Below are 16,381 nucleotides of genomic sequence, written 5' to 3'. Positions count from 1 at the left end.
GTAGTATAAATTTAATTAGAACTCAAAAATAAGACTCTTTAACAAGAACTAGAAAATATTAGCACTTTTTTGGTTAATAAATCATCAAAATATTAAACAAAATCACGCTATTTGTTTGTCATATTTTCAATATTTTAGCAATTACTTTAAAACAAACAATTTTAAAATGAAAAATACTGCATTAACACATATACATGAAGCATTAGGTGCTAAACTAGTTCCATTTGCGGGTTATAACATGCCTGTACAATACGAAGGTGTAAATTTAGAACACGAAACCGTAAGAAACGGTGTTGGTGTTTTTGATGTAAGCCACATGGGAGAGTTTTTTTTAAAAGGAGAAAATGCATTGGCTTTAATTCAAAAAATAGCTTCTAATGATGCTTCAAAATTAACACCGGGAAAGGCTCAATATAGCTGTATGCCAAATGCTGATGGCGGAATTGTAGATGATTTAATTATTTATATGATTGCCGAAAATGAGTATATGCTAGTTGTAAATGCGTCTAATATTGAAAAGGATTGGAACTGGATTTCTTCTCATAATGACTTAAAGGTTGAAATGGAAAACCGCTCAGAAGAATGGTCGTTACTTGCTATTCAAGGGCCTAAAGCTGTTGAAGCAATGCAATCGTTAACTTCAGTAAATTTAGAAACTATTAAATTTTATACTTTTGAAATTACTGATTTTGCTGGTTTACCAAACGTTATAGTATCGGCAACTGGTTATACAGGTTCTGGTGGGTTTGAAATTTATGTTAAAAATGAAGATGTAGAAGCTGTATGGAAAAAAGTTTTTGAGGCTGGTAAAGATTTTGGTATTAAACCAATAGGTTTAGCAGCAAGAGACACTTTACGTTTAGAAATGGGTTATTGCTTATATGGTAATGATATTGATGATACTACTTCTCCTTTAGAGGCTGGTTTAGGTTGGATTACCAAGTTTACCAAAGATTTTGTAAACGCTGAAGCTTTAAAGGCTCAAAAAGAAGCTGGTGTTACTAAAAAATTAGTTGCTTTTGAATTGACAGAGCGTGGAATTCCTCGCCAAGGTTATGATGTTGTTAATAGTGAAGGTACTGTAATTGGTCGTGTTACTTCTGGTACTATGAGTCCATCTTTAGGTAAAGGAATCGGTTTAGGATACGTTACTAAAGAAAACTCTAAAGTAGATTCTGAAATTTTTATTCAAGTTCGTAAAAAACAAATACCTGCTAAAGTAGTTAAATTACCTTTTTACAAAGGATAAATTTAAAATATTTAATATCATAAAAAAAGCAACTCATTTGAGTTGCTTTTTTTATGATATTAAACTAAAATCACTAGTTATTTCTATTTGTTTTATTTTCTTCTTTAGAAACTTTGTTCCATATTTTTATCTCATCTGTAGCGGTAACTCCTTCTAAAATTTCAACATTAACTCCGTCAGACAATCCTAATTTCACATCTTTCTTTTCATATTCCTGATCGCCAGTTTTTATTTCAACATAAGGTTTTTCAGTTTTCCTATCGAATTGTAATAATGCTTCTTTAATTGATAAAACGCTATCTTTTTTAGCTAAAACTATTTCTGCATTTGCACTGTAACCAGCTCTAATAAAATGAGATTCATCTAAAGTAACATCTGCTTTAATTTTAAACTGTACAGCTCCTCCTTCATCAGTTCCTTTAGGTGCAATAAAGTTTAAAACTGCTGGAAACTTTTTATCTTCAATAGCTCCTAAAGCTACTTCAATATTTGTTCCTTTTACTAGTTTACCAACTTCTGACTCATCAACTTGACCTTCAAAAATCATTTTAGTCATATCTGCAATGCGGGCAATAGTTGTACCTGCATTAAAATCGTTTGTTTGTGTTACTTGATATCCTTTTTTAACAGGAATTTCAACAATCATACCTGATGTGGTAGCTCTAATACTAGTGTTTGCTGCATTCCCTAAACCTGATGTAGTACCTTTTTTAATAATATCCATATCAGATTGTGCATTGGCTAAGTTTTGTCTTGAATTGTTATAACTTAATTCTGCATTTTCAAATTCTTGGCGAGAAATTACTCCTTTATCAAATAAATTTTTTGTTCTCTGAAATTGTGTTTTTGCATTATTAAATGACAATTTTGCATTTTTTACAACTCCATTTGCTCTGTTTAACGATGCTACATTTGGTACAACTCTTACCGTAGCTATTAAATCACCTGCCTTAACAATTGCCCCTTCTTCAACAACTATTTTATCTATAATACCTGCTATTTGTGGTTTAATTTCAACTTCTTCTAAAGGAACAACTTTACCAGTTGCTACACTTTTTTTAACAATCGTTGCTTTAAATGCTTTTTCAGTTTTATATTCTATTGGTGAAGCGCTGTTCTTTTTTCCAAACCATACTAACACTAGTATTAATGCTAACGCTATTCCGCCAAAGATGATTACTTTTTTCATTTTTATCTATTTATATTCTTGTTAATTGATTTTGTTTTATTCTTCTCTTAATGCTTCAATTGGTTGTATGATTGTTGCCATGTATGCAGGTATAAACCCTATAAAGGTTCCTAATATAATTAATACTGCATAAGCAATTAACACAATTGGTATATTTACTGTTGGGTTTGTTAAAATATCTGCTTTATCGATAATCATTAAAATTAAACCTCCTGCAATAATACCTAATGACCCTGCTAATAAGGTTAAAAAAATTGATTCTAGTATAATCTGTTGACGAATCATAATAGGTGTTGCTCCTAATGCTCTTCGTATTCCTATTTCTTTAGTACGTTCTTTTACCGTAATTAATAATATATTACCAATAGCAAATACTCCTGCTATTAAGGTAGCTATACCAACAAACCATGTTAAAAATTGCATTCCGGTTAAAAAACCTGTGACTTTAGCAATTTCTTTACCTAAGTTAAATCCGTTAAAAGCTCTAGTATCATCTGGATGAATTTTATGAATACTTTTTAACAAACCTTTTATATCTATTTCAACTTGTTCAATGTCAAAACCAGCTTTACCTGTTACCATCATCCACTCAAACTTATTACCTGTGTTGTATACTAAACGAAAGGTACTAAATGGAATGTGAACTGTATTTCCTCTACCTCCAATTCTACCAGGTTTATAAACACCTATAACTTTATAACCAATGTTATTTATTTTTAAATAAGTGCCTAAAACCTCTTCATCTTTATCATATAACTGTTCATAAACATCATCACTAATTACACAAACTTTTTTGTTTTGGTTAATATCATTTTGGTTAATAAAACGTCCTTCAATTAAGTTTTTCTTTTGTACTTTATCTAGTAACGGGTAATCTCCAAAAATAGTAAGATTTGCTGTTTTTAATCCGTTTACAACTAAACCTCCTGTAGCGTTTCTTGGCACTACAAACTCTACACCTTTAACCTCACTGTTAATTTTTTCAACATCGCTAGTGGTTAATTGTATTTGTCGTCCTTCTTGAAAACCTTTAAAAGCTTTAGAGGTTCTGCCACCAGCCATAAAAACACTGTTAGTGGCAAAATCACCAAACATGCTATTAAAACCATTTTCAATTCCTTTGGCGGCTCCTAATAACCCTACAAGAAGTAAAATCCCCCAAAAAGCTCCAAAAATAGTAATTGCAGTTCTTGTTTTATTTTTACGAATACTTTCGTAAATTTCTTGCCATACATCTTTATCAAATAGAAATTTCATAACTAATCTGCTCTTAAAGCTACTATTGGTTTAATTTGTGCTGCTCTTTTTGCTGGTAAATATCCAGCTATCATACCTGCTAATATCAAAGTAATTGTAGCACCTATTACTACGGGTTGTGAAACACCTGGGTTTAAAATAAAATATTGTTCTAAACTTGGTCCGGCTATTTTTAAAATACCTACACCAATCACCAATCCTAAATAACCTGCCAAAGCTGTTATTAAAATTGACTCTAACATAATCATTGTAATAATCGATTTTGGTTTAGCTCCAATTGCTTTTCTAATTCCTAGTTCTTTAGTACGTTCTTTTACAACGTATACCATTATATTACTAATACCAACTACTCCTGCGATTAAAGTTCCTAAACCGATGATTAAAATTAGAATACCTAAACCAACCATCATACTAGATACCTCTTTATTATCTGAGGCATAATTATTTACTCTAATTCCTCTTTGATCGTTTGGATCTATTTCGTGCTTCTTTTTTAATTCTCTTCGCATTTTATTTCCAAATGCAATAGCTTCATCTATACTTAATTTAGGATTATATGTTAATCCAAAATCTCCAATATAATCGTTATTACCATAAATTTGTTGTATGGTGGTAAATGGCATATAAATATAACGCTCATCACTATCGCCCCCTGGATCAGAAAAAACACCGATAACTTTATACATAATTCCACCAATATTTAATTGCTTGCCAAAAGCACTTAATTGACCGAATAAATCTTTTTCAACCATACGACCAATAACCACAACTTTTGCTTTTTCTTTTAAATCTCTTATGTTTAAAAAACGTCCTTCAGTTACTTCGGCAGATTCTAATATGTCATATTTAGGATATACACCTCTAATTGTATAATTATCTTCTTCTGTTTTGTAAACAACTTTTGAACTTCTTTGAATACGCGGACTGATCATTTGAATTTTATCAGAATACTCTTCCTTTATAAATTCAAAATCATCATTTTTAAATTGAATTCTACGTCCTACCTGATGTCCTTTATATGCCTTTGTTGTTAGGTTTGAACTGATGTAGATTGAATTTATAGCGTCTTTTGCAAATTCATTTTTAAATGTATTTTGAAGTCCATTACCAATACCAAAAAGTAATGTAAACAATAAAATAGCAAAGGCTACTGTAAATCCTGATAAAATAGAGCGTAGTTTATTTTTGCTAATGCTTTGAAAAATTTCTCTCCAAGTATCTATATCAAACATAATTAAATTGCTTTTGCATTGGTGTACTCATCACTAATAATTACACCATCTTTTAAACGTACAATTCTGTTTGTTTGCTCTGCTACTTCTTCTTCGTGAGTAATTACAAAAACCGTCATTCCTTCATCATTAATTTCTTTCAACAAATCCATTACCGAGTCGGTTGTTGATGAATCTAAAGCTCCTGTTGGCTCATCTGCCAATACTACTTTTGGTTTGGTTGCCAAAGCTCTGGCAATTGCTACACGCTGTTTTTGTCCTCCTGAAAGTTCATTTGGTAAATGATGTGCCCAATCTTTTAAACCTACTTTATCTAAATAATTTAAGGCTATTTCTAAACGTTCTTTTCTAGCTACTCCTTTATAATATAAGGGTAACGCAACGTTTTCTAAAGCTGTTTTATAGGATATTAAGTTAAATGATTGAAAAATAAAACCTAAAAATTTATTACGCAAGATAGCGGCTTTTTTTTCATTTAAATTTTCAATTAATTGTCCGTTTAAATAATAATTACCTTCATCGTGTGTGTCTAATAACCCTACTATATTTAATAAGGTAGATTTTCCAGATCCTGAAGATCCCATAATCGATACAAATTCACCTTCTTTAATGTGTAAATCTAATCCTTTTAAAACATGAAGTTTATCTTTTCCTATTGGATAAGATTTGTGTAGGTTTTCTATTCGAATCATAGTATTGGTTAATTGTTATATCAAAATAAATATTGATTTTATATTTAAAATCTTTATTTACTTACCTACTAGACGCTTCTTGTTTTAAAATGTTACATAATTTATCTATATTTTTGTTTTAATCTTTTTAAAAAAAATATAATGACTGATTTACCAAGAGATAAAAAAATAATTTTATTTGATGGAGTATGCAATTTTTGTAACCAAGCGATATTAAAAATTATTACTCTTGATAAAAAGAATTTATTTATTTTTGCTTCCATACAATCTAAAAAAGGAAAAGAAATTATTGATTATTTAGGCATTGATACTGCTAAAGTTGATTCTATCATTTTATATGAACCAAATATTAGTTATGATATAAAATCGTCTGCAGCTATAAAAATTATGAATCATTTTAATGGCTTATGGAAACTAACATCAATTTTTTGGCTATTTCCTGAAAGTTTTAGAAACTTTATTTATGATTTTATTGCTAAAAATCGTTATAGATGGTTTGGTAAAAAAGATGCGTGTATGGTTCCTACTAAAAACATAAGCGACAAATTTTTATAAAAAAAATCCCACCAAATAAGGTAGGATTTTTTCTTCTTTTTCTATGTTTATGCTTGCAATTCTCCCTTTAATTATAAACTGGTAATATTGTTTATAATTAATTATTAAAATAAATTTTTGAGGCTCCAATACCTACTAAAGAAGTATAAACTTCTGACTTTGTATTTAAATCATGAACTTTAAATTTAGATAAAGTTGTAGTTGTAGAAAACTCGTAACTAACAGTAAAAAGATTATTATCTCTAACATTCATTCCATAAATACCTCCTACATCTATACCTTCGGTTGCTAAAACTGTAGCACTTTCATCAATTGTATATACCTTACTATCAGCTCCTTTATAATAATATACTTTTCCATTTTGGTAAGTCATATAAGCAGCGCTTTCCATTGAAGGAAATTCTAATTTCTTAGAAATAGTATTACTTGATAAATCAATAAAAGAAATAGCAGATGTTGTTTTATCAACAACATTAAAATCTGCATCATAAGTTGTATTACCTTCCGATAAAACAATTAAATTACCTGCATTGTCAAAAACCATTTCATCAGGATTATCATCAACAGTAATCGTTGAAATACTATTATTAGCATTTAAATCTACTACAGAAACAATATTGTTTGAACCATAAGCTCCTTTATGTGAAATATATAATTTATTGCTCTTATTTAATATTTGTTCAGGACCAATAGCTACATCTATTTTAGAATCAACTTCTAATGTGTTTAAGTTAATAACTGTTACATAATCATCATCTATATCATCTCCCCATTTTGTTTCTCCCCAATTCGTAACATATCCTTTTCCATTAACAATTGTCATATATCTAGGGTTTTTTAAGTCAGTAGTAATTTGCCCTTTTTTCTCAAAAGTATATCTATCTGCAACTACAATTGTGTTCACATCATTTAAAATAATATAAGCATCTGTATCTGTAAACGTAATTGATTGTATTAAACCTCCTAATAAAGCCCCATTTTTACCTGCATAAATAAAGTTTTGAGATTCAGTTAATTCATTGTTTATATAGGAAATTGAACCATCTTTATCATTAAAAACACCTTCTGCGCTAATTATAATCCCTTTGGTATATTCATCTTTTAGCACTTCAACTATTTTCTCATTATCAGAACAAGAAGTAACAAGTATACTAACTAAAAAAAGTTGTAAAATTAATTTTGTAATTTTCATTTTGTTTAAAATTTATAATTTATGTTGATGTTAAAGTTTGTACCAGGCATAGGGCGTAAATTTGAAAAATAATATACTTTATTAAATATATTATTTACGGTTAGCCCAATTATTGGTAATTTTATTTTTTTTGTTGACAAATTATAAGTCATTCCTATATTCTGTACATTAACAGGTTCTAGAGAATAAAAACTTAAATTTGTTTCGTTAGTATATGTTTTACTTTGGTATAAACCTTGTAAAAAAATAGTTGCTCGTTTGTATTTGTAATTGACAGTATAGTTTAACAAATGCGAAGGAGCATATGGTAATATTTTAGCCGTTTCTTTATTTGTCGCTTTTGTATAAGTGTAATTAGATGAAATATCAATAATATGTTCTCCTATTTTTTTTTGATAACTAATAAAAGATTCTACCCCTTTATTTACTACATCACTTACATTTTTTGGTATCCATAAATTACTTCCTCCTGCTGGCAACCAAAGGATTTTATCATTTGTATGTATATAAAATACGGTTGATTTTAATACTACGTTTTTATTTTTATATGAAATACCTATTTCTCCCTGAAGTGAATTTTCTGGTTTTAAATTTAAATTACCTACAATAGGCCAGTAACTTTCATTATAAGTAGGTGTTCTATAATTTGTAGAAAAATTACTTAAAACAGTAAATTTGGGTGATACTTTATATTCACTTCCAATAAATATTGAAGTTGGCACATTAAAATCAGAGTTTAATTCTTTTCTTACTTGTAAGTTTGTAAGTAACTTTTCAAACGGTTTATATTTTATATTTCCAATAAAAGCTACCGAATTTCTTTTTTTAGTAGTTATTTGAGAGTTACTACCTGTTATGTTTTCAAAAGTTGTTTTGTAATTAAAAGATATTATGTTAGAAGGTTTGTAAGTTAATGAATAATTAGCGTGAATGGTTTTAGATTTCCCAAAACTAAAATTGTCAGCATTTTTATTATCATAATATCGATACTCTTGTGTTAAATAAGCAATATTTATTAGTTGTTTAAATTGTGATGAATAACTATAATTCCACTGTAATAAATTACGTTGATTAAAATCTTCATTTCTTTCACTACCAGCTGATGGATTAGGTAATCCGTCTGAAAATAAACGATTACCATAATAGCCTGTTGTGTAAAAGGCTAATGTATTTTTTGAACTAAATTTATGAGCTATATTAAAACTAACACCATAATTTTTATAAGTCCCGTTTTCGTTTTTTAATAAATCTCCATTATTATCTTTATATCTATCGTCAATAAAAGTATAATTATTATCAGAATAATTAACGGTAGAAGCTAATTTTACACTCCATTTTTCATCTCCAAAAGAACTTTTAAAAAAATTAGACGTTGTATTGTAACTTCCGAAAGAAGAAAATAAATGGAACTTTTTATGCTTTTTAAAATTTAACTCATCATTTAAACGAACTGTTCCACCAATAGCTCCCGAACCAAATTCGGTACTATTACCACCACTTTGAACAATTATATTATCACTAATATTGGCTGATAAAGAATTAAAATCTGTTTGTCCGCTTCCTATTGCATTAATGGGTATCCCGTTCCATAACACTAAGGTATTAGAAGCTGAAGTTCCTCTAAATCTAGCTGTGCTAACTCCTCCATTACCATAATCTCTAAATGAAATAGGGCTATTATAACGTAAAAGATTTGTAAAATTAATTGGGTTTTTAACTACTTGTTTTTCATCAATTGTAATTGACTCTGCACCAATACGTTTTCCAATTGTTCTTATTTTTCCGTTTACAATAACTTCTTTAAGTTTATTGACAGAAATTGTGTCTTTTTGAGAAAAAAGAGTGTTAACAAAAAATAACAAGAAGATACTTAATATTGTTTTCATAAATATATTAAACCTTTATCCCGAAAGTTTGAATTATTTAAAATCTAGGCAGGTCTCCTGGCTTGCGTCTTGTAATTGGTCTTCCCATTTATAAATAAACAGTGACTTAAAGATTAATTACAAGCTTAATAGCTTACAGTTGCGGGAACAGCTTCGGTATTTAACCGAATTCCCTTTTAATTTGATGCTATGTTGCTAAACATCAAAACCTAAAATTTTGCGCAAATGTATGTTATTTTTTTAATTATCTAATACCAATAAATCATTATAATTAGAAAATTTAACTTTTAAATTGTCTGGTATATTAAAGTTCTTAGGATGAATCATTGCTGCTAAACACGCTATTCCGTCAACTAAAGTACTTGCAGACGATTGCGTAAACATGGCAAAATCGGCAATATAAACCTCGCCATTTTTTACAGCTCTTAAAGAACTCCATTCAGGTTTATCTTCTAAAAAACGCATATCCTCCATGGTTCTTTCAATACCATAACCACAAGGAGCAATAATTAAAACTTCAGGATTATATTTTACAATTTTATCCCAAGAAATAACAATACTATCTCCTGATGGATGCGATAATAAATCAACTCCACCAGCATACCCAATTTGATGCGGAATCCAATGTCCGCAGTTAAATAAAGGATCTATCCATTCTAAAAGCATCACACTTTTAGATTGCAGTCTGTTTGCGCGTTGTGTATCTACTATTTTATAAATACGTTCTTTTAAATCATTCACATATTTAACACCTATCTCCTCTTTGTTCATTGCCTTTGCAATTGTTAAAGCATTATCAAAAACATCTTCTAAAGAATTTGGTGTAATAGAAATTAACTCTGGTGTTTTAGCTAATTTTAATGCAGATTTAGCTACAGACTCTGTATCAATCTGGCAAACATCACATACATCTTGTGTAAAAATAATATCAGGTGCGATGCTTTCTAAAACAGGTTCATCAACATAATATAAAGTACCTCCTTCAGCTTTAGTTTTAGAAAAAATAGTATTTATTTCTTCACTAGTTAAGGTTTGTCCTTCTAATTTATAACGCACAGCAACTTGTTTTTCATCAAGCGCAATTGCAGGGCACTCAAAGGTAATACCTTGTAAATAATCTTGTAATCCCATATCATAAATCATTTGGGTTACTGCAGGCATAAATGAAGAAACTTTCATAAAAAAATATTTTAAGCTGCTAAAATACATAGTTATCTAGTATTATTTTCTTTTTCTAAAAAATCTTTCTAATCTTTGCTTTTAAATTACTTCTTTATTATGATGTATTATATAAGTGGCGGAGAGCGTTCAGGAAAAAGTAGTTACGCACAACAGTTGGCTGAATCATTATCGGATTCACCTTTTTACTTAGCTACTTCAAGAATTTGGGATGCTGATTTTAAAAAACGTGTAGATAGACATGTTTCGGACAGAGATGAACGTTGGACAACTATTGAAGAGGAAAAAAATATAAGTACCGTAATTCCTAAAAAAGCAACCGTAGTTATTGATTGTGTTACTTTATGGCTAACAAATTTTTATGTAGACACTAAAAATAATGTAGAAGAAAGTTTACGTTTAGCGACCGATGAAATAGATAAATTGATTGAAATAGATGCCAATATTATTATTATTTCTAATGAAATAGGAATGGGTTTGCATGCTGATACTAAAATTGGCCGAAAATTTACTGAATTACAAGGTTGGGTAAATCAATACATTGCTAAAAAAGCAAATAAGGCTACTTTTATGGTATCTGGATTACCTTTAACTTTAAAATAAAAACATGTATTCTACTAGCATATTACCAGTTTCTGCAACCATAAAAAAAGCACTACAAGAAAAAATAGATTTTAAAACGAAACCAATCGGCTCTTTAGGAGCTTTAGAAACGATTGCTTTACAAGTTGGGCAAATTCAAAACACCCTTACCCCTATTTTAAAGAAACCTAGTATTGTTGTTTTTGCAGGAGATCATGGAATTGTAAAATCAAAATCTGTAAGTCCTTATCCACAAGAGGTAACCCAACAAATGGTGTTAAATTTTTTGAATAACGGAGCTGCTATTAACGTGTTTTGTAATCAAAATAATATTGATTTAACTATTGTTGACGCTGGTGTAAATGCTGATTTTAAGGAAAATGAGAATCTAATACATGCTAAAATAGCAAAAGGCACAAAAGATTATAGTATTACACAAGCCATGACAACAAATGATTGTTTGTTAGCTTTAAATAAAGGGAAACAAATAGTAGCTAAATTATTTAAAGAAGGTACAAATACCATTGGTTTTGGCGAAATGGGAATCGGTAACACTTCATCTGCTGCTTTATTAATGAGTTATTTTACCTATACGCCAATTGAAGATTGTGTTGGTAAAGGAACAGGCTTAAATGATGATGGTGTTACTAAAAAAGGACAAATTCTTAGAGGTGTATTAGATTTACATGAAAAAAACATTAAAAACCCGATGGATGCTTTAGCTACTTTTGGTGGTTTTGAAATTGTAATGATGTGCGGAGCCATGTTAGAAGCTGCATCTTTAAAAATGACTATTTTAATTGATGGTTTTATTGTTACTGCCGCTTTATTAGCTGCTCAAGCCATTAATAAAAACATTGTAGATTATTGCTTATTCTGCCATACTTCTGGTGAGCAAGGCCATGAACAAATGTTGTCTTTTTTAAATGCAAAACCATTATTAAATATTGGATTACGTTTAGGTGAAGGAACTGGTAGTGCCATTGCTTTTCCGATAGTACAAGCAGCTGTAAATTTTTTAAATGAAATGGCTACTTTTAAAAGTGCAAATGTATCTGAAGCTTAATTTTATGAAAAATCAAATCCATTATTTTTTAACTGCTGTTTTGTTTTTTACAAGAATACCTTGCCCTAAATGGGTAAATCATTCTCCTGAAATTTTAAATAAAAGTAGTCGTTATTTCTCGTTAGTAGGTATTCTTGTAGGTACAATTTCAGCACTTACTTTTTACGGAGCTTCTTTTATTTTTAATCCTCTAATAGCTATTATTTTAAGTTGTATCACTTCTATCTGGACAACTGGTGCTTTTCATGAAGATGGTTTTGCTGATGTTTGCGATGGTTTTGGTGGCGGATGGACGAAAGAGAAAATATTAACCATCATGAAAGACTCTCGCTTAGGAACTTATGGTGTTATAGGCTTAATTTCTATTTTATCAATAAAAATAGTCAGTTTAAACGAGTTGCATAATCACTTAAATAAAATTCCGTTAATACTTATCTCTGGTCATGCTATTAGTCGGTTTGTAGCCACTTTTTTACTATATACTCATGAATATGTTAGAGATATTGACACTGCTAAAGTGAAGCCTACAACACAAAAAATGAGCACAAAAGCACTGGTTATTTCTGGAGTTTTCGGAATAACTCCTCTAATCTTCTTTCAAGATGTTAAAGTATTCGGAGTTTTAATTCCGTTATTTTTAACTTATTTATATATGAGTCGTTTATTTAAAAAATGGATTGGCGGACAAACAGGCGATTGTGCAGGAGCTTTACAACAAGCTTCTGAAGTTATATTTTATTTATCATTACTTGCTATATGGAAATTATTTTAGTTAGACATACCACTCCCGATATTGAAAAAGGTATTTGCTACGGACAAGCCAATATTGGTGTTACTAATACTTTTAATGATGAAATTAAACCTATTTTAAAAGAAATTCCTGTAAACGATATAGAAACACCTTATTATTCAAGTCCGTTACAGCGCTGTAAACTCTTAGCTGAAAAACTTTCTGACACTATTATTTATGATAACAGACTTAAAGAACTTGATTTTGGAAATTGGGAGTTTAAAAAATGGGATGACATCAACAAAAAAGAATTAGATATTTGGATGAAAGATTTTGTGAATGTTACTACCACAAATGGCGAATCTTATTTAGATTTACACGCTAGAGCTGTTAAGTTTTTAGAAGAAATAAAAACTTTAAACAAAAAACGCGTTGTAATAATTACTCATGCAGGAATTATTAGAAGCTTATGGTCATACATTAATAAAAGTGCTTTAGAAAATTCTTTTGATTTAAAACTAAATTACGGGGCTATCATAAAATTTACCTTATAACAACCATGAAATATTTATTATCCTTAATAATTTTTTCTTTATTTTTTATTCAATGTAAAAAATCAGAAAAAAAAGAAAATTTAGCCATAAAAACCTCTTCATATACTATAAAATATGCCAAAGGTTTTGATATTGTTTCTGAAAATAATCAAAAGAAATTAATCATTAAAAAAGTATTTCAAAACTCCGAAAAGCAGTTTAAATTTACACTTACCAACAAAACTAATATTGCTAAGAATCAAATTAAAGTTCCTGTAAATAAATTAGTAGTCACCAGCACAACTCACGTGCCAATGTTAGAACTTTTAAATAGTGAAGGTAAGTTGATTGGTTTTCCACATGCTAAATACATTTCATCAGAAAAAACTAGAAAAAGAATTGAAGCTGGTAAAGTAGTTGAACTTGGATCTGAACAAAGTATGAATACCGAAAAACTAATGGATTTACAGCCAGAATTAGTTGTTGGTTTTTCTTTACATCCTAACAGTAAATTATATGATAATATTAAGAAAGCAGGAATTCCTGTAGTTTTTAACGGCGAATGGCTTGAAGAAACTCCGTTAGGTAGAGCTGAATGGATTAAATTTTTTGGTGTCCTTCTTAATAAAGAGAAAGAAGCTGATAGTATTTTTAATGCTATTGAAAAAAATTATCTGAAAGCTAAAAAAATTGCAGCTAAAAAAATTAATTCTCCAACAATATTATCAGGAAGTATGTTTAAAGATATATGGAATGTTCCTGGAGGCGAAAGTTTTGTTGCTACTTTTTTTAGGGATGCTAACTTAAAATATTTATGGGAAGATACTAAGGGAACTGGAAGTTTACAATTAAGTTTTGAAAGTGTTTTAGACAAAGGTAAAAATGCTGATTTTTGGATTGGTTGTGGTTTATACGAAACAAAAGAACAGCTTTTAAGTGCTAACAAACATTACAAAGAGTTTGATGCGGTAAACAAGTATAAAGTTTTTACTATTGGAACAAAAAAAGGAAAAACTGGTGGGCTTATTTATTTTGAATTAGCACCTATAAGACCAGATTTAGTTTTAAAAGATATGATTAAGATTACCAATCCAGAATTACTACCTAATTACGAATTAACTTTTTTTGAGAAAATGAAATAATCTATTATTTATTTTCTTCAATGGTTCGAAAAGTTAAATTAATTCGAGGTCGATGTACTTTTTTTGTTGGTGGTAAACGGTGTAACCAATGCGATTGTGTTTCGTTTTTCATCACCAACAAAGATCCGTGTTCTAACACCTTATAAACTGTTTCTTTGGTTGTTTTATGTTTAAAACCAAACTTACGCTCAGCTCCCAAGGTTAATGATGCAATTGCGCCGTTTTCTTTTAAGTCTTTTTCTCCATCACTATGCCATGCCATACCTTCTGAACCATCGTGATATAAATTTAATAAACATGAATTGTAGGTTTCGTTTGTTTCTTTTTCTACTATTTTTTTTAATTCTAGTAGTTCTTTAGTAAAAATTAAAGCTGTTTTTGTACGATTAGAATATGAATACTCAAAAGGTATTTCAGCGTACCATGCTACTTTACGTTTAGTTATTATCAATTTTCCAAAAATAATAGCTTCATCATTTTTCCATGCAATTGTACTTAAAAGATGATTATAATATTTGTCAGCTTTTTTTCTAGATAAAACAATCCCATAATAATTTACTGTTCCATCTTTAGGAAGTAAATTTTGAGGCTCTTTATCAAATTGTGAAAATAAATCCATAATGACTAAAAATAAAAAATCTCCTGTTCATAATAGGAGATTTTTTATTTATTATTAATTCCTAAATTTATTTCGTGTAATAATATATTTTAATTTTTCTTTTAAATCACTACCAGTATCATAAACCATTTGTTCATTTGATGGAAAACCTACAGATTTTAGTTTTGTTAAACCATAAAAAGTTTTATCTAAAGCTCTTCTATCTCCATCGTAATCAGCATAGCTATGTTCAAAAATAAATTCACTTTCTATAGGGTAACTCTCTAATAATTGATTTGTAGTATTATTAAAATATTTAACAACCCCAGATACTCTACTACTTTTAAATTGAGTAAAACGATATAATTTACATCTTATTTTTCTAAATTTATCAACTTTAATTTTATTTCCTAAACTGTCTTTTACATAAATACCTTTGTTATTTTTTAAATACTTAAAGCCATCTTTAATTTGTTTTTCTTTAATAATTTCTTTTTCACGAATTTGTTCAGGAGAAATATCAATTCTTCTAATGTTTAATTCCAAATCAAAATCATACTTAATCTGTCTTATTTTTTCAGAATGATATACTGTCCATAAATCATTTAAACCATAAGTATCCATTGCTAACAAATCATCTTCTAACCTGCTAGGAATTATCAAATCAGTTTCATTACTTACTGATAAAAATACATAATCTGTTCCTTTTGCATGTGCCTCTTCTAATAAATCTCTTGTGTTTTTATAATTTGAATTAACTCGCTCTAAATATTTAAACTCATCAAAGGCTCTTCTATAATTAATTTTATTTTCTCTTCCTTTACTTAATAAAGAAAGTCCGTTATTATATAAAAAATCAGCATAATTTTCTTTTGCTTTTATAATTTCATCATTATAATTTACCAAAGAAAATTTTGCGTTTTTACCTGTTAAATTATTTTTAAGAGGCAACAATGGTTTTATTTTTTCCTGTCTATTATTTAATCTTTTATATAAATTATATATTGTTTCTAAATTTTCTGCTTTGCCTTCTTTTTTTAAAAATGAAATTTTAGAAACATCTCTATCCGTTGCTTTTTTAAAAGCATTAGATAACATTACAACATAGGGCTGATTTTTTTCTTTATTTTTATTTTTTATTAAATTTTTGACTGATAAAGATATTGCCTTATCATAATCGCCTGAATTTATAGCTTTTTCTGTTGTTTTAATGCTACTACAAGAAATTGTTATAAGTGAAATAAGAATGAGTAGTAAAGTAGTTTTTTTCATGTTTTTTTGATTTTATTAAAACAGACA

Annotated in this window: 16 protein-coding genes and 1 riboswitch; of the genes, 7 read left to right on the top strand and 9 right to left on the bottom strand. The window is 28.9% G+C overall.

Annotation, left to right across the window (positions count from 1 at the left end):
* Positions 1-166: 166 nt before the first annotated feature.
* The gene (gcvT, locus tag BA195_RS11920; RefSeq protein ID WP_068705773.1) at positions 167-1,249 is read left to right on the top strand and encodes a glycine cleavage system aminomethyltransferase GcvT; all 1,083 of its coding nucleotides are present in this window, start codon (positions 167-169) and stop codon (positions 1,247-1,249) included.
* 73 nt (positions 1,250-1,322) lie between these two features.
* Here the strand turns inward: gcvT and BA195_RS11915 are convergent, their stop codons facing one another.
* The 4 genes from BA195_RS11915 to BA195_RS11900 are packed head-to-tail and all read right to left on the bottom strand — an operon-like array spanning position 1,323 to position 5,619.
* Positions 1,323-2,438, bottom strand: a complete 1,116-nt coding sequence (locus BA195_RS11915; protein ID WP_068705771.1) for an efflux RND transporter periplasmic adaptor subunit — start codon at positions 2,436-2,438, stop codon at positions 1,323-1,325.
* Between the two features lie 36 nt (positions 2,439-2,474).
* The gene (locus BA195_RS11910; RefSeq protein WP_068705769.1) at positions 2,475-3,695 is read right to left on the bottom strand and encodes an ABC transporter permease; all 1,221 of its coding nucleotides are present in this window, start codon (positions 3,693-3,695) and stop codon (positions 2,475-2,477) included.
* Between the two features lie 2 nt (positions 3,696-3,697).
* Positions 3,698-4,927, bottom strand: a complete 1,230-nt coding sequence (locus tag BA195_RS11905; protein ID WP_068705768.1) for an ABC transporter permease — start codon at positions 4,925-4,927, stop codon at positions 3,698-3,700.
* Positions 4,928-4,929: 2 nt separating this feature from the next.
* Positions 4,930-5,619, bottom strand: coding sequence for an ABC transporter ATP-binding protein (locus BA195_RS11900; RefSeq protein ID WP_068705767.1), 690 nt, complete (start codon positions 5,617-5,619; stop codon positions 4,930-4,932).
* A gap of 141 nt (positions 5,620-5,760) precedes the next feature.
* Here BA195_RS11900 and BA195_RS11895 point away from each other — a divergent pair, with 141 nt between their 5' ends.
* Positions 5,761-6,174 (top strand): thiol-disulfide oxidoreductase DCC family protein, encoded by a 414-nt coding sequence (locus BA195_RS11895; protein WP_068705766.1) that lies wholly within the window; start codon positions 5,761-5,763, stop codon positions 6,172-6,174.
* 97 nt (positions 6,175-6,271) lie between these two features.
* Here BA195_RS11895 and BA195_RS11890 read toward each other — a convergent pair whose 3' ends face one another.
* The 3 genes from BA195_RS11890 to BA195_RS11880 form a co-directional block, all read right to left on the bottom strand.
* A complete protein-coding gene (locus tag BA195_RS11890; RefSeq protein WP_068705761.1) occupies positions 6,272-7,366 on the bottom strand; it encodes a YncE family protein in 1,095 nt (364 codons plus the stop codon).
* A 5-nt stretch (positions 7,367-7,371) separates the two neighbouring features.
* The gene (locus BA195_RS11885; protein ID WP_084443197.1) at positions 7,372-9,252 is read right to left on the bottom strand and encodes a TonB-dependent receptor plug domain-containing protein; all 1,881 of its coding nucleotides are present in this window, start codon (positions 9,250-9,252) and stop codon (positions 7,372-7,374) included.
* 30 nt (positions 9,253-9,282) lie between these two features.
* A riboswitch (cobalamin riboswitch) is annotated at positions 9,283-9,480 on the bottom strand.
* A gap of 12 nt (positions 9,481-9,492) precedes the next feature.
* On the bottom strand, positions 9,493-10,431 hold the full coding sequence (locus BA195_RS11880) for an ABC transporter substrate-binding protein (RefSeq protein WP_068705757.1): 939 nt from the start codon (positions 10,429-10,431) through the stop codon (positions 9,493-9,495).
* Between the two features lie 99 nt (positions 10,432-10,530).
* Between BA195_RS11880 and BA195_RS11875 the strand changes: the two genes are divergently transcribed.
* From BA195_RS11875 to BA195_RS11855, 5 genes are read left to right on the top strand one after another with little or no spacing between them, the layout of a single operon-like run.
* Positions 10,531-11,034: a bifunctional adenosylcobinamide kinase/adenosylcobinamide-phosphate guanylyltransferase gene (locus BA195_RS11875; RefSeq protein WP_068705755.1), complete on the top strand. Its 504-nt coding sequence runs from the start codon at positions 10,531-10,533 to the stop codon at positions 11,032-11,034.
* Positions 11,035-11,038: 4 nt separating this feature from the next.
* The gene (cobT, locus tag BA195_RS11870) at positions 11,039-12,079 is read left to right on the top strand and encodes a nicotinate-nucleotide--dimethylbenzimidazole phosphoribosyltransferase (protein WP_068705754.1); all 1,041 of its coding nucleotides are present in this window, start codon (positions 11,039-11,041) and stop codon (positions 12,077-12,079) included.
* A 4-nt stretch (positions 12,080-12,083) separates the two neighbouring features.
* Complete coding sequence (locus tag BA195_RS11865; RefSeq protein ID WP_068705752.1) at positions 12,084-12,851, top strand: adenosylcobinamide-GDP ribazoletransferase; 768 nt, start codon at positions 12,084-12,086, stop codon at positions 12,849-12,851.
* Positions 12,836-13,363 carry an alpha-ribazole phosphatase family protein gene (cobC, locus tag BA195_RS11860; RefSeq protein WP_068705751.1) on the top strand — a complete coding sequence of 176 codons (528 nt, stop codon included), beginning with the start codon at positions 12,836-12,838 and terminating at the stop codon, positions 13,361-13,363. The genes BA195_RS11865 and cobC overlap by 16 nt, the downstream gene beginning before the upstream one ends.
* A gap of 5 nt (positions 13,364-13,368) precedes the next feature.
* Positions 13,369-14,484, top strand: coding sequence for an ABC transporter substrate-binding protein (locus tag BA195_RS11855; protein ID WP_068705750.1), 1,116 nt, complete (start codon positions 13,369-13,371; stop codon positions 14,482-14,484).
* A 4-nt stretch (positions 14,485-14,488) separates the two neighbouring features.
* Here the strand turns inward: BA195_RS11855 and BA195_RS11850 are convergent, their stop codons facing one another.
* Together BA195_RS11850 and BA195_RS11845 are read right to left on the bottom strand one after the other, a co-directional pair.
* Positions 14,489-15,103 carry an alpha-ketoglutarate-dependent dioxygenase AlkB family protein gene (locus BA195_RS11850; protein ID WP_068705749.1) on the bottom strand — a complete coding sequence of 205 codons (615 nt, stop codon included), beginning with the start codon at positions 15,101-15,103 and terminating at the stop codon, positions 14,489-14,491.
* Positions 15,104-15,157: 54 nt separating this feature from the next.
* The gene (locus BA195_RS11845; RefSeq protein ID WP_068705747.1) at positions 15,158-16,354 is read right to left on the bottom strand and encodes a hypothetical protein; all 1,197 of its coding nucleotides are present in this window, start codon (positions 16,352-16,354) and stop codon (positions 15,158-15,160) included.
* Positions 16,355-16,381 lie beyond the last annotated feature (27 nt).

Source organism: Tenacibaculum soleae (assembly GCF_001693415.1).
Lineage (GTDB): Bacteria > Bacteroidota > Bacteroidia > Flavobacteriales > Flavobacteriaceae > Polaribacter > Polaribacter soleae.
This window is presented reverse-complemented; position numbering and strand designations above follow the sequence as displayed.